The organism is uncultured Aquimarina sp. (assembly GCF_947500065.1).
GTDB lineage: Bacteria > Bacteroidota > Bacteroidia > Flavobacteriales > Flavobacteriaceae > Aquimarina.
Genome location: NZ_CANMQT010000024.1, coordinates 1 through 17,145, shown reverse-complemented (window position 1 = coordinate 17,145; position 17,145 = coordinate 1). Strand labels below are relative to the sequence as shown.

Annotated in this window: 16 protein-coding genes; 1 reads left to right on the top strand and 15 read right to left on the bottom strand. The window is 30.4% G+C overall.

Translation table 11 applies throughout. The features are described 5' to 3' along the window. Positions 1–1,507: 1,507 nt before the first annotated feature. On the top strand, positions 1,508–1,867 hold the full coding sequence (locus Q0975_RS28050) for a hypothetical protein (RefSeq protein ID WP_299444216.1): 360 nt from the start codon (positions 1,508–1,510) through the stop codon (positions 1,865–1,867). Positions 1,868–2,166: 299 nt separating this feature from the next. Here Q0975_RS28050 and Q0975_RS28045 read toward each other — a convergent pair whose 3' ends face one another. The 15 genes from Q0975_RS28045 to Q0975_RS27975 all read right to left on the bottom strand — a co-directional run bounded on the left by Q0975_RS28045 (position 2,167) and on the right by Q0975_RS27975 (position 16,936). Further along, complete coding sequence (locus tag Q0975_RS28045; RefSeq protein ID WP_299444213.1) at positions 2,167–3,222, bottom strand: ATP-grasp domain-containing protein; 1,056 nt, start codon at positions 3,220–3,222, stop codon at positions 2,167–2,169. A gap of 249 nt (positions 3,223–3,471) precedes the next feature. After that, positions 3,472–4,758: a DoxX family protein gene (locus tag Q0975_RS28040; protein WP_299444210.1), complete on the bottom strand. Its 1,287-nt coding sequence runs from the start codon at positions 4,756–4,758 to the stop codon at positions 3,472–3,474. Positions 4,759–4,893: 135 nt separating this feature from the next. Next, on the bottom strand, positions 4,894–6,423 hold the full coding sequence (locus Q0975_RS28035; RefSeq protein WP_299444207.1) for a prolyl oligopeptidase family serine peptidase: 1,530 nt from the start codon (positions 6,421–6,423) through the stop codon (positions 4,894–4,896). Between the two features lie 180 nt (positions 6,424–6,603). After that, positions 6,604–7,476: an alpha/beta hydrolase gene (locus Q0975_RS28030; RefSeq protein ID WP_299444204.1), complete on the bottom strand. Its 873-nt coding sequence runs from the start codon at positions 7,474–7,476 to the stop codon at positions 6,604–6,606. Between the two features lie 125 nt (positions 7,477–7,601). Next, positions 7,602–8,420, bottom strand: a complete 819-nt coding sequence (locus tag Q0975_RS28025) for a LytTR family DNA-binding domain-containing protein (RefSeq protein ID WP_299444201.1) — start codon at positions 8,418–8,420, stop codon at positions 7,602–7,604. Between the two features lie 228 nt (positions 8,421–8,648). Further along, entirely contained in the window at positions 8,649–8,858 is a 210-nt protein-coding gene (locus Q0975_RS28020) for a helix-turn-helix transcriptional regulator (protein WP_299444198.1), read from the bottom strand. A 3-nt stretch (positions 8,859–8,861) separates the two neighbouring features. Then, positions 8,862–9,398, bottom strand: a complete 537-nt coding sequence (locus Q0975_RS28015) for a DUF2975 domain-containing protein (RefSeq protein ID WP_299444195.1) — start codon at positions 9,396–9,398, stop codon at positions 8,862–8,864. 121 nt (positions 9,399–9,519) lie between these two features. Beyond that, the gene (locus Q0975_RS28010; RefSeq protein ID WP_299444192.1) at positions 9,520–10,128 is read right to left on the bottom strand and encodes an SMI1/KNR4 family protein; all 609 of its coding nucleotides are present in this window, start codon (positions 10,126–10,128) and stop codon (positions 9,520–9,522) included. A 96-nt stretch (positions 10,129–10,224) separates the two neighbouring features. Beyond that, positions 10,225–12,069, bottom strand: coding sequence for a cystathionine beta-synthase (locus Q0975_RS28005; RefSeq protein ID WP_299444189.1), 1,845 nt, complete (start codon positions 12,067–12,069; stop codon positions 10,225–10,227). 216 nt (positions 12,070–12,285) lie between these two features. Next, entirely contained in the window at positions 12,286–12,939 is a 654-nt protein-coding gene (locus Q0975_RS28000; protein ID WP_299444186.1) for a Yip1 family protein, read from the bottom strand. 201 nt (positions 12,940–13,140) lie between these two features. Next, a complete protein-coding gene (locus Q0975_RS27995) occupies positions 13,141–13,950 on the bottom strand; it encodes a hypothetical protein (protein WP_299444183.1) in 810 nt (269 codons plus the stop codon). A 234-nt stretch (positions 13,951–14,184) separates the two neighbouring features. After that, the gene (locus Q0975_RS27990; protein ID WP_299444180.1) at positions 14,185–14,694 is read right to left on the bottom strand and encodes a hypothetical protein; all 510 of its coding nucleotides are present in this window, start codon (positions 14,692–14,694) and stop codon (positions 14,185–14,187) included. A gap of 95 nt (positions 14,695–14,789) precedes the next feature. Next, positions 14,790–15,407 (bottom strand): hypothetical protein, encoded by a 618-nt coding sequence (locus Q0975_RS27985; protein WP_299444177.1) that lies wholly within the window; start codon positions 15,405–15,407, stop codon positions 14,790–14,792. Between the two features lie 189 nt (positions 15,408–15,596). Beyond that, a complete protein-coding gene (locus tag Q0975_RS27980; protein ID WP_299444174.1) occupies positions 15,597–16,064 on the bottom strand; it encodes a hypothetical protein in 468 nt (155 codons plus the stop codon). Positions 16,065–16,150: 86 nt separating this feature from the next. Beyond that, positions 16,151–16,936: a hypothetical protein gene (locus Q0975_RS27975; RefSeq protein WP_299444171.1), complete on the bottom strand. Its 786-nt coding sequence runs from the start codon at positions 16,934–16,936 to the stop codon at positions 16,151–16,153. Between the last annotated feature and the right edge of the window lie 209 nt (positions 16,937–17,145).

Genomic DNA, 17,145 nt, shown 5'->3' with positions numbered 1-17,145 from the left:
TCCAGATATTTCCGTTTGTTGTTTTTAATTTTTTAGTAATTTGATTGTTGTCTAAAGTTCTCATGATTTTGATTTTTGATCCACCAGAGGCGGACAGGTTGATTGATGAATATTTTTTTGTTGGACTATCTAAAACGTCTTTTGGCGTTCCAGATATTTCCGTTTGTTGTTTTTAATTTTTTCGTAATTTGATTGTTGTCTAAAGTTCTCATGATTTTGATTTTTGATCCACCAGAGGTGGACAGGTTGATTGATGAATATTTTTTTGTTGGACTACCTAAAACGTCTTTTAGCGTTCCAGATATTTCCGTTTGTTGTTTTTAGTTTTTTAGTAATTTGATTGTTGTCTAAAGTTCTCATGATTTTGTTTTTTTGATCCACCAGAGGCGGACAGGTTGATTGATGATTTTTTTTGTTGGACTACCTAAAACGTCTTTTAGCGTTCCAAATATTTCCGTTTGTATTGTTTAATTTTTTTGTGATTTGATTGCTGTTTAATGTTCTCATTATTTCTATTGTTTTAGATTGTTATATACTTACTAGACGTATAGGTTTCGATTTCGTTACAGTACTATGCATAAAAAGGTACTATTTTAACGTTTTTTAACTAAAACAGGAGTTTTTTGGGATGTTTTTAGAGATGAGTTGAAGAAAATTGATACCTTATCATTGGTAATAGGGTAATGTGTTTACTTAATAATATAGTAGGCATACTATAGTTTATCTATTATATGTATGTTCAGGAGGCTTGTTTTACAAACGAATACTATTATAAAGGTTTTTTGAACTGAAGTTGGTTCTGTATTTGAAATTCTTATAATTCATTTAATTTTTCATTAATTCAAGATAACCGTTTACTAGTGGAGGTTCCTCTGATTAAATTTTAGGAGTAACAATACGTAAATCATGACCGGTTTTATCGTCTCATTAAATTCCCTTTCTCCTATAACTATTCGAATGACCAAATAAAAAAGAAGGCTAGTATCATTATGGGAAATGCCAACCAGTATTCATAATTTGATAAGTTATATTTAGTTGCATTACTAGTTAAGGTTGTTGTTAACGGATTGTATAAGCGTAGTAACGAAATTAAAAGTTGTAACATTTCCGGTAAGTAATCACTGGACTTTGAAAAAAGTATAAAAATTAAGATGAAGCACTAAACCGCTATTATTTTATTATGCCTTTTCTCGTTTGTACCCACTTTTTTTACTTTCATGTAGGAATATCAGGTGCTTATGGCATTTTATCGGAATTCCACTCATTTATTTCTCAACTTTGAATTGTCCAATAATATGTAATAATAGGACTAGGTAATTGCTACCTAGAAAGAGTGGCAGTATCATTAGACATTTGTAATGTAATTAGAAACAAATAATTCGATTGAGTAGCTACTATTAGTTTATGATTACAAAGGTGGAACCCGAAAAGCCTTTAATAGAGTAGGTGATTTATAATCTTATATAAAATGAAAAATTCAATTAACATTACAAAGTGCGACAATCAATTGGTAATTGTTGCAGTATCAGTAGAAACACAGATATTTTATGAAGTTGCTAATGTAGGAAGTGGGCCAGCAGTGGACTTCACGATTAACTTGAAGGAGGGAACATATGTTCGTCCTGTACCGTATACCAATTCAACTTCAACTTCACCTCAACCATCAACGACAAGTATTGGTCTTCCGGCAGGAAAATATATAATTTATTATTCTGGTTTTAATGCTTATGGACCTTACAATTTCGAGTTCACTTTGAACGGAGAAACGTTTAAATTATTGAATGGTCAGGCCGCTGCAAAATATGGCTATGTTTGGAATCATGGAGGTCCAGAGCCAAGTATAATCGAAGTTGTTATTGGAGGGTAAAAAATCTGAAAATAATTATAAATACTGAGTTGCCTTGAGAGTGTTAATCGATATTTTCAAGGCCGCTTTTTTGCTCAATAACATTTATATATTCCAATTTTCTGAAATTAAAGATATGAATTATAGTAATATCTATTCTTTATTTATTTGACACACTGCTTTTTGGAAGTTTGCAACTTCGAAAAACTAATAGACAACTTTTTAGTTCAATCCGTTAGTTACGGATTAGAACGCTTAGAAATAGCCAGCTTATTATCTTTAACTTATAGCCTAGAAAATGTTTTGTATAGGATACGTTGTTAAGGAATACCCGTCCAACGCTGATTAAGCATATTTTTTAATAAGTCAATATACTCCCAACCTATTTTTCTTGCTGCTAACAAGGTTAGACTATCTTGATTTTTTCTTTGCGGTCGTGATGGTCCAGTCATGTTTGGTTTCATATTTACATCAAACAGGAAGTATTTGCCATTTTCATCTGCACGACAATCTATCCTTATCGGTGCTTTGATCTTAAGTAATTCGGCTGCCTTCTCACATGCACGATAAGTTTGAAGAACTGCATCAGAATTCAATTCATCATTTTCGAGTATAGAACTATTTTCCATTACGGCTACAATACCGTTGTACGGAACTATTCCGTGATGATGATTAAATCTTTTAACAGCAGGAAGACACCACGGTTTTAGCATCTCCTGTGATTGATTTTGTATCGTATAAATTCCTGCAGGCATCACAGTAATAGTTATCTCTTGACCACTTAAATACTGTTCTAAATATATTGATTTCCCATATGTATTATTAGAAAAAAGAATTTTTAGTGAATTGTCTAATTCTTCTTTGGTTTTAACTAAAGAAATGCCTTGACTACCTCTACCTCTTAATGGTTTTATAACTAAAGGAAAATCAATACCTAGGGTGTAATCTGCTAAATTCTGAAATGAAATTAGTTGAGTTTCAGGTATTGGAATTTGATTTTCTTTTAAAAAATTGTTTGTATGAAATTTGTCATCATAAATATCTACTTGATTTGGTAATTGTCCTACAAATTCAATATTCAGTTTAAATACATTTTCAATTGAGTGATTCTTGAATAAAACGGTATTCAACCAGAAGATATTTGCTCCTTTGTCTAATGCGTTTTGAATTCCTTTTTTAGTATCCGGAAATACCCAATCTTTATCGTTTTCAATAGCTGGGTTTTCAGAAGGTGTTATGACGTCGATTCCATTCTTTTTTAATTCATACACAATGTCTGCTCCACTATCAGCATACCCATTTGGTTTCATTGGCTTTTGAGCTCCGTTTTTAATCGGTGGGAGTTGTGCTTGATATAGAACTGCTATTTTTTGCAAAATGTTTTTTTAGCTAGTTGCTAAGGTGTTTTTTGTATGATTAGTAGCGGGTTTATAGCTACTACTTTTTAAGAAAGTAATTTACAAAATAATAGGTAATAGTGCTACGAAGTTATAAACTTCCTAGAACCCTTAGTTTAGCAAAGTTATTTACATAGAAATTATTTAACGAAGTTAATAATGATGTAAATGGTTTATTTTCTTTTAGATTTTATAAAGAGCACATATTAATTATACTAAATAAATACATTATTTTAAATCCGTAATCCATCTCATCCCACTCTTTGTTAATCGATAGTCTTTAGGTGTTTTTACTTTGGTTTTAATCCAAAAAGTATCCTCCTTATAAGTACCTTGAAAAATGTATACGTTATCCTCTAGTTTATCATAAGTGAATTTGTACAAATCATTTTCTGAACCATTTTCTAAATCATTCAATGAATGGAAATCAATTATTTTCTTTATCGTATCTGCTTTAAATGAATAATAATGTTCCTGCTTATCCATGTGAGTGATTTTTATAGATTCTGGTCTATAAGAACTTCCATTAATTGAGATGTTTTTCCACCTGATAGTAATAGATTTAGGTATAGTATCCCCATTTACTATTTGAGTTTCAACTTCATGAAATCCAGTCAAAGAAGGATACCTGTTTGTCGTCTGAGAATGAATCCTTTCAGAGAAGTTTATGAAACAAGAAATGGTGAAATATAATAATATGCTACTTTTAAGAATATAGCCTACTTTTTTACTCTTTTGACCAGAAAATAACGGTTGCTCAATAATCGATTTTGTAGGTTTATTTAGTACAAAGAAATTCATCATTCTTCTAAGATCATTGCTTATTAATAATAGTGTCATTAATAATAGATGAATGGCAAACATTTTTACTCTTACATCATAACCAATATCGATTATGACTACATTTAGCATAGCTATGAATAAAATAAAAGAACCAATAAAAGTAGATCTTCTGAATAATAAAAGAACACCGCCTATCACTTCTACCCAACCTGTACTCATGGTATAGAACTTAGAATAACTCATAAATGTCCATAAATAACTCATTCCGTTATGGTTGCCTATTGTGTTTTCTAGTCTGTCTAAATCCATTTCACCAAATTGGAGCATAAATACTTTTGATAATCCATAAATTATTAGCGTTAACCCAATATGGTATCTAAGAATTGTTCTGGTTAGCCTTTTTAACTTTGAATTATAATTAAACCTAAATTTTGAATCTATAATCATCCAGATTGTGGTACCGATTAAAGAAAGGACGATAATTAATAAAAACCTGCTGTAATCATACTTAGAATCGAAACCATTGAGAAGATTCCGTTTATCAAACTCCCAGCCAAGGAAGACCTCACCAAACCAAATAGTAATCTCTTTCCAAAAAGAAATATCTGATGTGTCAAGCTCTCTAATGTATTCAAAACCATAAGGATATATGTAGAGTAGCAGATAAAGAAATATAAATCTAAGAAAAATCCTACTTGATGTGCTCCAATGGCGTTTTTCTATATGAGTCATTTTGTGTTTCCTATTGATTGTGATTAGAAAAATACAATCTTACTACATCTTTTCCTTTCTAACTAAAAAATATAGCATATAAATAGAGCGTTTGAGTGAATTAATTTATGTAAAACACGTTTTTAGTGACATTACCTATTCCTTAAGTTGTTGTAGTCGGTTAATCGCATTTTGATTTTGAGAATTTAGTTCTAACGATTTTTCAAAATTCTCAATAGCTTTTTCTCTATTTTTAAGAAATAAATATGCTTCAGCTAAACTATCAAAAAGGTTTGCAGAATCTGGATAAAGTTTCGTGGCAAACAACAAAATAAGTATCCCTTTTTCTGAACTGTCTGGTCTGAAAACCAATTGAAGTCCCAGCGTGTTAAGATTCCCTTCAGGAAGTTCTAATGTAGGATGCTTTTTCTTAGTTGCTTTATATAACGATAAAAGATTTTCATAATTCTTATTTGAAGCTAGCTCATTAAAATCCTGAAATGTGAATACATCTTTTTCGGGCTGTTTGGTGCTTTGTAAAAGAAGAGCATTTTTTATTCCGTTATCCAAAGGTGTATTATTCATAAACTGTAATGCACTTGTATTGTTTTTTAAAAATGCATCTAGAAAATTTAGCGTATATACTGAAGCCCATTTATAAGATTCCATAATTTCAGAATCACTTTTGTCTTGTCTTTTATCTCTTTTTTCGAAAAGAACACCCAGCGTGCTAAAATATGAATGGGTTAAATTTTTAAATTTTAAACGGTATGCCTTGCTTTTAGATAGACTATCATATAATTTAAATTGAGTATTGAGCTCGGAGTTTATATTGTCTTCTTTGAGAACTTTTTCTGGAATATCTTTTTGTGCCATATGAATATAAGGGACATTCATTTTTTTGATATTGAAAAAAGGAGATTTCTTTAATAATGCATATTGATACCGTTCTGTACCATCAAGACTTACAATAGCTTTTATATTTGTATTTCGCATTTGGACTTGGATATTTGATAATCCACCAAAACTAAACCCCATTAGAGCTATTTGATTAGTATCTGCGTTTGGAGATTTAGTTATTTCCCATATCAAAAATTCTATATCTCTTGCTTGGGTCTCAATGTTTTTTTCATGATTTCTGTTAAACCAACGGCTTTCAGTTCCTCGACTTGTGCTAGCAATAACGATATACCCATTGCTGGCCAAGTATTCGCAAAGCGCAAAGTTTTCTATAGCAGAAGCATGAAGACTAGGGGTGTAGATGATGATAGGGAATTTATCATTTGCAAATTCAATTTTGGGATATGCTGTTGTTTGTTCTTGAAGATGCTTTTGATTTGCTGGCGTATTATGATAATAAAACCAATTTAATAATTGTTCGTTGGGTAAATATTCCCATTCCTCTTCTTTTTTTAAAATTTCAAAGTAATTTACAATTTTCATAGGTGTTGTAGCTATGGTGTTTTGTGTAGATGGATACCATAAACTGACAAGAATTGGCCTTGGAATTGTTTGATTATTGAAATCGTTAATTCTACTATATGTTCTTGCGCTATCACTAACGGTGTAGTGTAGAAAACCAACCTTGAATTTTCCGTTTTTTAAAGCAATTTCCTGTAAAGAAGTTTGCCCTATAATTACATGTATTTGAAAAAAAACAAAGATTGTTAGTAAGAAGGATTTCATTATTTAACCATTACTGTTCAATTCTAAAGATATAGGATTTTGTTATTTGTTACAGTTTTCTTTAAACATACCAATGAATTGGTTTAACATATGAAAAAGGACAAACTTCTAGATATTAATTTTTGTTTATTGTCTTACATTCAATTTATTAAAGATATCTTATAGAAGTTACGTTATTAATTACAGTGTTAGATTATTGATCTTTTTTATAGCTTGTCCAGGGATGTCTCTCAAAGTCATAATATGCGGTGTTTTAGTTTCCCAAAACTCTTTAGGCTCCTGAGCGTTTTTAAATAGGTTTTTTCCGTGACTAATTGAGACTTGCACATCATTAATACTATGAATGATAAGTTTAGGGATGTTTTTGATCTCTTTGATATCTCTAGAACCCACATATAGTTGGTTAAAATTTCCAGGATGTTTTCTAGCTCTATTCTTCAGAAACTCAAAAGGAGCATAATCTATAGCTATTTGTTGTGCTGATTCAAAAGCACTATCAAGTACTAAAGCATCTACTTCATTTTGATTATCCATTGTTATCTTAATAGCCAATTGTCCACCTAGAGACATGCCATAAACGATAGTTTTCAAGCTATCATTTTTAGTTTTATTTATAAAATCTTTGAACGCCGCCTCAGTATCTTCTAAGACGCCTCTGTAATTAGGAGAACCATTTGCTTTACCGTATCCACGCCAGTCTGCGGCATAAACTGCATACCCATCATCAATTAAAGGTTTATACAATTGAGACCAATATGTAGCATTTCCACCAGATCCGTGTATATAGAAAACGTATCCCTTACGCTTAATAGAAGGTTTAAAGAGATAGGTATATATTTTTATGGAATCGTTTACTTGTAATTCATATTCCTCAAAATCAAAATGCTCTAAAGAAACATTTTCCTTTAAAGGTCCATAAGAAAGCTTAGATTCATCTTGTTGAATCATGGCTCTTAACATGTCGTCTGTTTGATATGTATAAATACCGAATCCAAATCCTGAAAAGAGTATTATTAATAATGTCCAACCGGTAATCTTTACTATTTTTTTCATCTATTTATGTTTTATTTTGAAACAAACAAAAGACATAACTAAATGACTGGAAAAATAAAGTTATGGATAGCCAGATTTAGTGGTTAAACAGAAAGTTTTGGTATGAATTGACTAGGGAAAAGGGGCTAATGGAATAGGTCTTTTATTTTTTTGTAAGAGGTTCTTGCTATAGGAATTACTTCTTCAAATTCTTGAGAAATAAGAACGGCTTTTTGAGAATTTCCTTTGACTTTAAAAGAGTGCATAGGATTTATTAAATAAGAACGATGTGGTTGAATTAAGAAGGATGCTTGAGTTAATATTTCAGATAATTTAGCTCTTAGCATGATACTTTTTATCTGCTCATTTGTATAATAAACCATTACGTAGTTATCGATGGATTTTATATATAACAAGTCCTCTTTAGAAATGACCAATTTATCTTTTGCATTTTGTCCCATTAAGGTTAATCTTTCAGAACTCGAACTCTCCATTTCGGAAGTGTTTTTTTGGGGATGTTTGATTATGTTTTTAATAAGCAAATAACGTAGTACGGATTTTGGGAAAACTATTAAAGGAAATATAGGCAAAACCAAATAATACAAAAACAGTACTAATCGTAGAAATGATAATGGTTGTTTTTCAAAAATCGTATCCAAGTATATATATCCTAAAATAGTTGCTGATAAGGAGGATAGGATAAGGAATGTAATTTCATTCCATAAGGTCCAATTGTTTTTTTGTTTATAGAAATAATTTGCTACAACATGTGCTAATAGATAATTCACAAATTTAACAACACCAAACCCCATTAATAAAACCTCGCCATATTCATGTTCATAATTATTAATGTTAAAAGGTTGTAGTGCAATAAGAATAAACCCTAATAAAAGGCCAAGAATTATTCCTATAATAATGTGAATTTTATAAGAAGAATTATATGGAAATGCATTATTAAATGACATAAGAGAAGGAATTGTAATTCTTATTTGTGGTGATTAAGGCTCTATTAGCTATTGTTTAAGTTGAAAGTGTTATTGAAATTGGAGATAACATTTTGCCAATTACGATTAATACTTGCTTGAACTAATTTAGGAAAAAGAAAAGGAATCAAAGGAAAAACCTATTCATTTTCTGAATAGGTTACAAGAAAGCAATTCAAGTGTAAATTTTTGTATGTAGTTGATATAATTTTAATCCTCTTTCGAGTATTCTAATAAATCTCCTGGTTGGCAATCTAATGCATTACAAACAGCATTAAGAGTACTAAATCTTATAGCTTTGACTTTGCCTGTCTTTAGTTTCGAAAGGTTTGCAAGTGAAATATTAACGGTTTCTGATAGCTCATTGAGTGACATTTTACGTTTTGCCATCATTACATCAAGGTTTACAATAATTGCCATAGCTTATACAGTTTCTTCTAGTTCTTCTTGATATTCAACTCCTTTTGAAAAAATAGTTGCAATAATATATATTACAGCTGCCATTAAAATAAATGCATGACTGTCTGCCCAAAATTGGTGTAGTGTATCAATATTATATCCATGATGTTGTAAGTTTTTGGCGGTCCGTTGTCCTAGGTAGCTCAATAACCCAATTGCAAGCGTGTAGTAACTAATTTTAGAAATCTGTTTTGATACAGCATGGTTGAATGGTTTAGACAGATTAATTTTGGTTACTAATATGATGACTAGATAAAATAAGAATGCTTTTAGAATTGAGATCGTCAATATAAAACTATAAACACTAAAAAAGGCCCATGTGCTGCGTTCATACATTTCACTTAAGTCCAATTTTTGATATAGATTTTGGACAAAATCAGGATTATACAAACTGAAAATAAAATTTACAATCAAGCTTCCTGCTTCTATACATAAACCAACGAAAATTATCCAAGTAATAATTTTTAAACCTTTAAATACGAAGTTATTTGTTTGCGACATAATTAGGATGTGTTTGAGTTACATCACAAATATAGATAAAAATTTATTGATAAACGATAAATATATTGTTTTTATAGATAAATTATATTTTACTTAAATAGATCAGATGTTACTATTTGTTTTAATATTTCCACTTTTCTATAATATTTTTTCCGAACAGTTCATCTAAAATTTCTTCGCACCATTCTTCAACTTTTTCTTGTCCAATCTCTCGATTGAATAAATCTGATTGACAGGAAATTAAACATCCTTTTATGTATTCACTTGCATCATCAAATAGTTTTGTTAAGTATGGTTGTGTGTCGTGATCATAATAGTAAATTTCTTTAGTTTCACTATGAAAACAGAACATATTTCCGTTTCCTAAATAGTCACTGAAAGAGATTAAGAAAGGGAGGTGTTTTTTATCTTCTTTGGTGAAATCGGGCCCATATTGCGGGTTGTCCTTCCAAATATCTTTAATCCAGCCAATTTCATTGAAATTTTGTAGCTGTTCTCCAATTCCGGCAATACCGAATTTTTGGTAAAACAATTTCAGGCTATTAGGTAATGTCGTTTTTAAACTCTTTTCTAATTCGGATATAGCTTCTATTGTTATTGGTTCTTGTAATTCATCCCCCCAATTATCAGCTAGTTCATTTATTATTAATTCAGTCTTATCCGACCAGTTATCATCACCTATTTTTTCAAATGGAATGATAATATCTGATTTTTGTTTAATGTCAATCATTTGCGAAGTATTGCTAACGTATTTAGATATGATTTCGTGTTGTATTTGTTTGTTTTATAGCAATGCGTATGGAGGTTCTCACCGTCCTTAGCAATCTCACATTTTTCCAATGAAATCTAAAAACACTTTTTTATGAAGTTCTAAATCCAAATTTGGAGAAAGTGCTACCCGCACAATATAATCTTTGTCACCTTCTTTAGTCGTTCCTTGAGTAGAAGTAGCGGGAATCGTCCAGTAACAACCTTTTAACTGTCCATAGCTCACACAGAACTTACTTTCATTAGGAATTTCTTTAATCATTAAATTGATTAATTTAAGATTTAATGCTCTTTTATGGGATTCTTTTTCTTCATCAGTAGCACCTTTAGTAGGAAGATCTAATGAAAATACGGATGGAGTAAATCCTTGATTTGCTAATGTTGAAGAAACAAAATTGATTTTTGCTTCGGGTAAATTATCTTCGATAAAGGTTACAAATTCACGCGTATTCTTATATGCATCATCAATCCTCTGAATCATTGAAGGTAATTGTTTTGCTAATATTTCCATTTGAAGATCTGTAGCCTCATTATCACAAAGTCTTAGGTGAAGCGCTATTTTCTCCATCAAAGCTTCGGATTTTTTATTAGAAACGCAGTATCCAGCAGTGCATTTTCCGCCACTCGGAAATTTAGAACCACTAACATAGGCAATAGTTCTAACTGAAGAAAGTATTTCATTTTCGCCTAAAAAGTGCACATTAGGGCAAAATGTTTGGTCTAAGATAAAAACTGGATCGATAGCAATTTCTCCATTTTTAGTTGTACGCTCTTTACTTAAAACATCTTTTAATTTTATAAGATCTGGAACTTCAACTCTAGGGTTTGTTGGGATTTCTGCGATTATGTATGGTATAGCATCTTCTTTAGCAATTTTATCTAAAACGATATCAATGCTTTGTACCATGTCTTGACCACCATCAACAGGTAAATCCATGACTTCAGTATTATCAATACAAGCAGCAACTCGTCTTGCCTGATCATTTGTTCCACCATAACAATTTGGAGGAACAATAATTTTGATAGCCTTTCCTTTATGCTTTTCTAGTGCTTCATGAACCAGTCCCATTACAATAGCATATTGCATGGATAGTCCACTAGAACCAACCAGTGCCTTTATATTTGTTCCAGTAATATCCTTTATTGAATTTAAGACCTGCGTTTTGTTTGTCTCTACATCATGTGTTTTATTATAAGAAGAAGATTTATCTAATAGATATTTTAATGCAACTAGTGTATTGGCAGGAGTCATTGCGATAGTTTCTCTTCTTCTTACATGCTGAATTTCTGAGATATAACTTTCATTTTGTTTACCATTTACTACTAAAACACTTCCTAAGGTATCATGAACATTGATAAAAAAGTCAACATTTGGAGCGAGATTAAAATTACAAACATCATCTTGTTGTGTAATGAAAATGGTACTGCCATTAAATTCAGAAACCTCTTCAACTTGCACTACATTTTTTAAATCAAACTTATAGCCATAAATACTCCTTAGTATTTCAGTATCAAAAAAGTCTGGTAATTCACCTGAATAAATGATTTGAGTATTTTTATTTGCTAACAGGTTTTTTCTTAGAACTGCCATAATAGGAATCGTTCTTGACGAAAAACTTATTACATTTTCTGCATTTAGATTATTTAAATTCCCAATAACCCATTCTAAAACACAAGATAATGGATGACCTAATCTAATATAGTCAAAAGCAGTTGGTAATTCACTTAGTGATGACGTTTCAGAAATATTCTGATTAAATAGGGTTTCAAATTCTTTTAAAAATTGAGTTTTAGCTAATTCTTCATCATAAATATCTAGTCGATGGGTTGTTAGAGTTAGCCAATCAGTAGGCATGTTTTCTAATACATCCTTAATATAATTCAGCATTTTATTGTCTTCCATTATTATCACCTTTAGGAGGCCGTTAATATATATTAATTAGCGATCTTTTAAAAGAGTTATTAGACGTTTTGTTAGATAAAACCTAACTAGTTAAATAAGAGAAGTTGGTATGTTTAGTTCTATTCGAATTATTATTGTGTATCCCTCGTTCGTGATAGGATAATCTTTTGTCCACATGAACTGTAGCAATTGAAGTGATTTTTACGAAATGTTTTTTTAGATAGCTTGAAAAATCAAAACGAGTATGATGATTGGAACAGCAAAAACCAACATGGGTAATAGCAAATTTAAAATGGATTTACCAATCGATAACTTTTGAACTTCTGATACTCCAATTACACAAAAAACAACGGTCCAAATACCTAAAATAAACTCTAAAATCATAGAGCCATAAACAATAATGTTTGAAATAAGCCCTGCACTGGTAATATCACCATCTGCTTTAAATATTTCATTACCATAAATTCCGATCTGAGGGATGAGGAATAATAAAGCTATGATCGCGGGTGTCATTGCGTATGAAAGGATTCGTACAATAGAAGTAGTGTCACCTTTTCCATCTAACCATTTTCCTGTCCAACTTAATAATGCGGCATAAAGGTAATAGGATATCCAGCCTAAAAGCCCACCAAATATAATACACATACCTAAAATCGCCCATATGGACATTTGATCACCCATATTTTTCGTTGATGCTCTATCAAATGCTCTAGAAATCCCGGCAAGTACTAACAATAGATTCACATATTTGCCATAATGTTTATCATTAATAAACTTAAAAACCTTCCTAGGTTTAGTCCATATTTTTGAAAAAATTTCTTTATCAGAAATACTCTCAAGGTTGTTAGTACTTTTTATTTCGCTATTCATTTGATGTTTTATTATTCGGCATTACTGCCAACGTTTAATATATGTATCATAGCGGTGTAAATTGTTACCTAAATATTGATATTTCTTTGTGGATTTTATACGGTTTTTAGATTAACATCACTGTGGTGTTATGAGTCTGAAATAGACAATTGTTTGATTAGTAGTTAATTATGGCTGTGTTTGTTTTGTTGGACTAAGTGCTTATTTTTTTTTCTTTTTATACATTTCGTAACGAGTTTTCATTTCTTGTTCAATTCCAGTACCGATTCCAAACCCTCTACTATTTTTCAATATATTCTCGCAATTAGGGAATAAGACTCCATTACAAATTAAATTAGGTATTTCTTCTTCATAAATTCGTTCTCCATGTTTATAGCTATGAATCAATAATGCAATATTATTGGTTCTTTCCACTCGATTTAATCTTTTTACATAGTTATATCCCATATTATGTTCACTAGGAAAACCGTATTGTTCCGTTAATTTTTTTAATTCAGATAAAATAGCATTCGCTTCAATAGACGCATTTTCGACTGTTATCTCAATTGTACCATAATACCAGTCCATTAGTTTTCTTGAAAATATAGCATCTCTATTATTCAAAGAATTAAACTTATTTTTTAATTCGGGCTTAAAATTTTTATTATAGTATTCGTTATGTTTTGGGAATTCTTGTAAGAATGTATGGTACCATTTTTTTCTTTCATATTTCACGAAAAATCTCAATGGAACACCTCCTTTTGCGAGTTTCTCTGCAATAAATCCAGCCCATGAATCATCTTTTGTTTTATGAGCAATAGTTAAAGCAAAACTCAAATCATGTCCGAGTGGAAAGTCTACTTTAGAAAAAGCAAGTTTAAGTTCTTTACTAGCTTCTTTATATCTCTTTTTGGAGTATTGTTTACGTGCTACATCTATTATATTATAATATTCTTGGTATTCACATTCTTGTGATAATAAGTTGAGTGTACTAAAAAAGATAAGTAATAGTAGTCGTATACGTCTTTTCATATGTGCTATGTTTGAACGATGATTAATAAGGGAATTAAAAGTAGCTTATACCTAACGATAAATATATGTAAGTAGGCCTGAAAACAAGTGATTATTTTCGGATTAACCATAAACCAAAACTTTTGTGTTTTAGCTCATTTCTTTTAATACCAAATCAATAAGATCTTGGCGGCATAGCAAATATAGAAAAACCATTTTTCCTATAACTTAGTTGCTATGATGACAGACATCGTGTTATCTATATTCTTCTATTTTAAGTTTCTTTTGTTTTCGCAAAGTTTCACCTCCTATTTTTTCAATAGAAATAACTTTCTTACAAATCTGTAACTTATCCGTGAGTGATTCGGTTACCAATTTCAATCTGATTTTTTGCCCTGAATCAATTAGGTTTTGATATGAATATTTAGTAATTGGTTCATAATCTTTTTTCGACATATAAACAATAAAGGTCGAATCTGAATCTGTTTTAAGGTAAATAAATGGACTCTTTAACAACTTGTGTTCTTCTAATAATTCAATATGAGGAATTATTATAGAATCTTGTTTTCTCAATTCTTCTATTCCAAGACTATCTCTTAATTCAATATAGTGCAGATAAAGGCTGTCTTGTCGTCCATAAAAGCTTGCGAAATTTAACCATGTTTTATAGTATAAATCTCCTTCTAAGTTTTGATGTTTATTATCCATCTTTTGGCATCCCAAAAACATCAGGGAAGAACTTAAGAATATTATTAGTTTTTTCATTTGGTTTCTATTACAGATAACGTTTCTTATGTTGCGTTTACTTCCCGAAGGGCATACGTATATTAATTGGACAAATTGTTGTAGTTGTCGTACGTTTATTTTTTAATTCTTGTTTTTAATCTATTCCAAAAAGTTTGTTTTTTCTCTGAGTTTTCTTTTGTCAAATTAAAAGTTATTGAACTTACGTGTCCATCCTTATAATATTCTACATTATCAGCATCTTCCGCTCCAATATCTAAAAAGGCTTGAGTCATATTTTCAGATTGTTCCCGTAAACCTTTCCAAACGGGTGAATCGAAGACGTTTTTTTTTGCCTCAGAGTATTCAAAATCAAAGTCTTTTATTAAAACCATAATTGATTGCATTGGTGAAATCCCTATAGTTTTTAAATCAGATATTAGTTTATCAATATCCGCCTTTTCTAAAGATTTTTTAAGCTCCGAAATCAATTCGATTTTTAAATATTCTTTTGCTATTTCCTCTGCTTTATTTCTTACAATCTCTCCACCAATAAACTTTTCGTCATATTCATTTGAACTGTCAATTTGGATATCACTATTCAGGTTATCATAGACACACCACCACCAATAATCTTCGTCCATCCATTCAGCTCGAAGCATTAATCCAGACCATTTAGCAGTACAGTCATCCTTTAAATCACCTTCCCAGATGATCTGTTGATTATAATCTCTATTTTTTAGTACTTCGCTCATTTTTTCAATGCACTACAGCTATTAATATATTGTGTCGTAACAGGGCAAAATGTTACCTTATTTTTCGTTTTTTCAGTGCATTGATTGCTTACTTTTTCTATGATCAAGCATTGCGCCTTCATAAATATAAAACAACCATTGGATTGATCACTTTGTTGCTATGATCACATATATGTTGTTGTACTACGTTTATTTTTCAAAATTATCTCCGTCAAAATATAAGTTTGACATGCCTAGTTCTTTCCAAGCTTTTTCGCTAAACCCTCCACAATAGTGAAGTTCAGATTTAAAGCAATCCTCAGTACTGGGATCTAAATTTAAAGTTTCGTAATCATATGTGTTTTGTCCTAGATACATATCTGCTATTTTCAAATTCTTATTTTTTGGAGTCTTTTCAATAAAGAATTTTAAATCCCATTCAAGCGATATTATTTTAACTTCTAAAGTTTTTTTCGTCTCTATATTTTCAATCGTAATATTTTTTGTTACCATTGGATCAATTCCAAAAACAAGATGAGGATTATAAACAATATTCACCTTGATGTTTTCATCAAGGTAAGAAGTCGCTCTTGTCTTCCATAAGAATTCTCTACATAAGATAATCACGATAAAAAAGGTTAAGACTATAATTACTTTTTGTTTTGTGAAATATCTCATTTTGTTAATGTAGTACAACGGTAAATATAACAAACGTTGCTGACCCAGAGGGCAGCTATGTTTTGTTATATAATGTTATACACATTTTAGTTTTGAGAAATTATATTCTTTAATTCAGGATCTATATTTTTATATCCAAGAGCATTGGCTCTGATAATATATTTTCTTGCTTTTTTTATTTCCTTTTGATCAAAATAATATTTAGCTAATATGTAATTAGCCTCTGGATCTTTTATTGATTTAGTCAATTTTTTTTCAATCAATTTAATACCATTTTCATCATTTAATCTGTAAAGAATTTTACCTTTTAGTATTTTAATAAGTTTCTTTTCTGGTATAAAAAAAAGTTTATCGATTAACTTTTCCGCTTCATTGATTTCATTTTTCGATTTTTCATACTCTTGATTTAAGTAAAGTGCTAAAGCTATTCCATAATAACCGTGTGGATAATCGGGGTTTTGGATTTTGACTCGTTCAAACTCACGTTGAGCATCAATAAATAAAGAATCATTTATAAGATAAAAAGCTTTTAATATTCTTGCTGATGAATTTATGGAATCAATATCTAGAGAATTTTTTACATATTTTTTTGATTCCTTAAGTTTTTCTTTTTTGATTAAACAATATGCTAAATAATTCCAAGCTCCACAAAATAGAGAATCTTTCTCTACAGCTTTTTTGAAAGAATTTATTGCTCTTGAATATTGTTTGTCCAATACCATTTGTAATCCAAGGTTATAAGATTTAAAAGCGGATCGGCTTGGTTCATTACAAGATTGAAAATCTGCAAAAATAATTTGTGAAAAATCTTGATTCTGACTATTAGATTCTAACCAGATTAATAAAAAAAAGATTCCTAATAAATATTTCATTTTCTTAGTTGTGTATCGGTTTGTGTATGGTTATTTACGGGAAATCCGTTAGGGTTTTCCGACGTACGACGAAGTTAATTAATTCAAGTGAATTTCCTGCGAGGAAATTCCGTAGTAATTAATTATACACCTCTTAAGTTTACAATGCTTAACTTTTAGTATAAATAATCAGAAAGAACAAAAGAGAGAATTAAGGTTATGATACACGG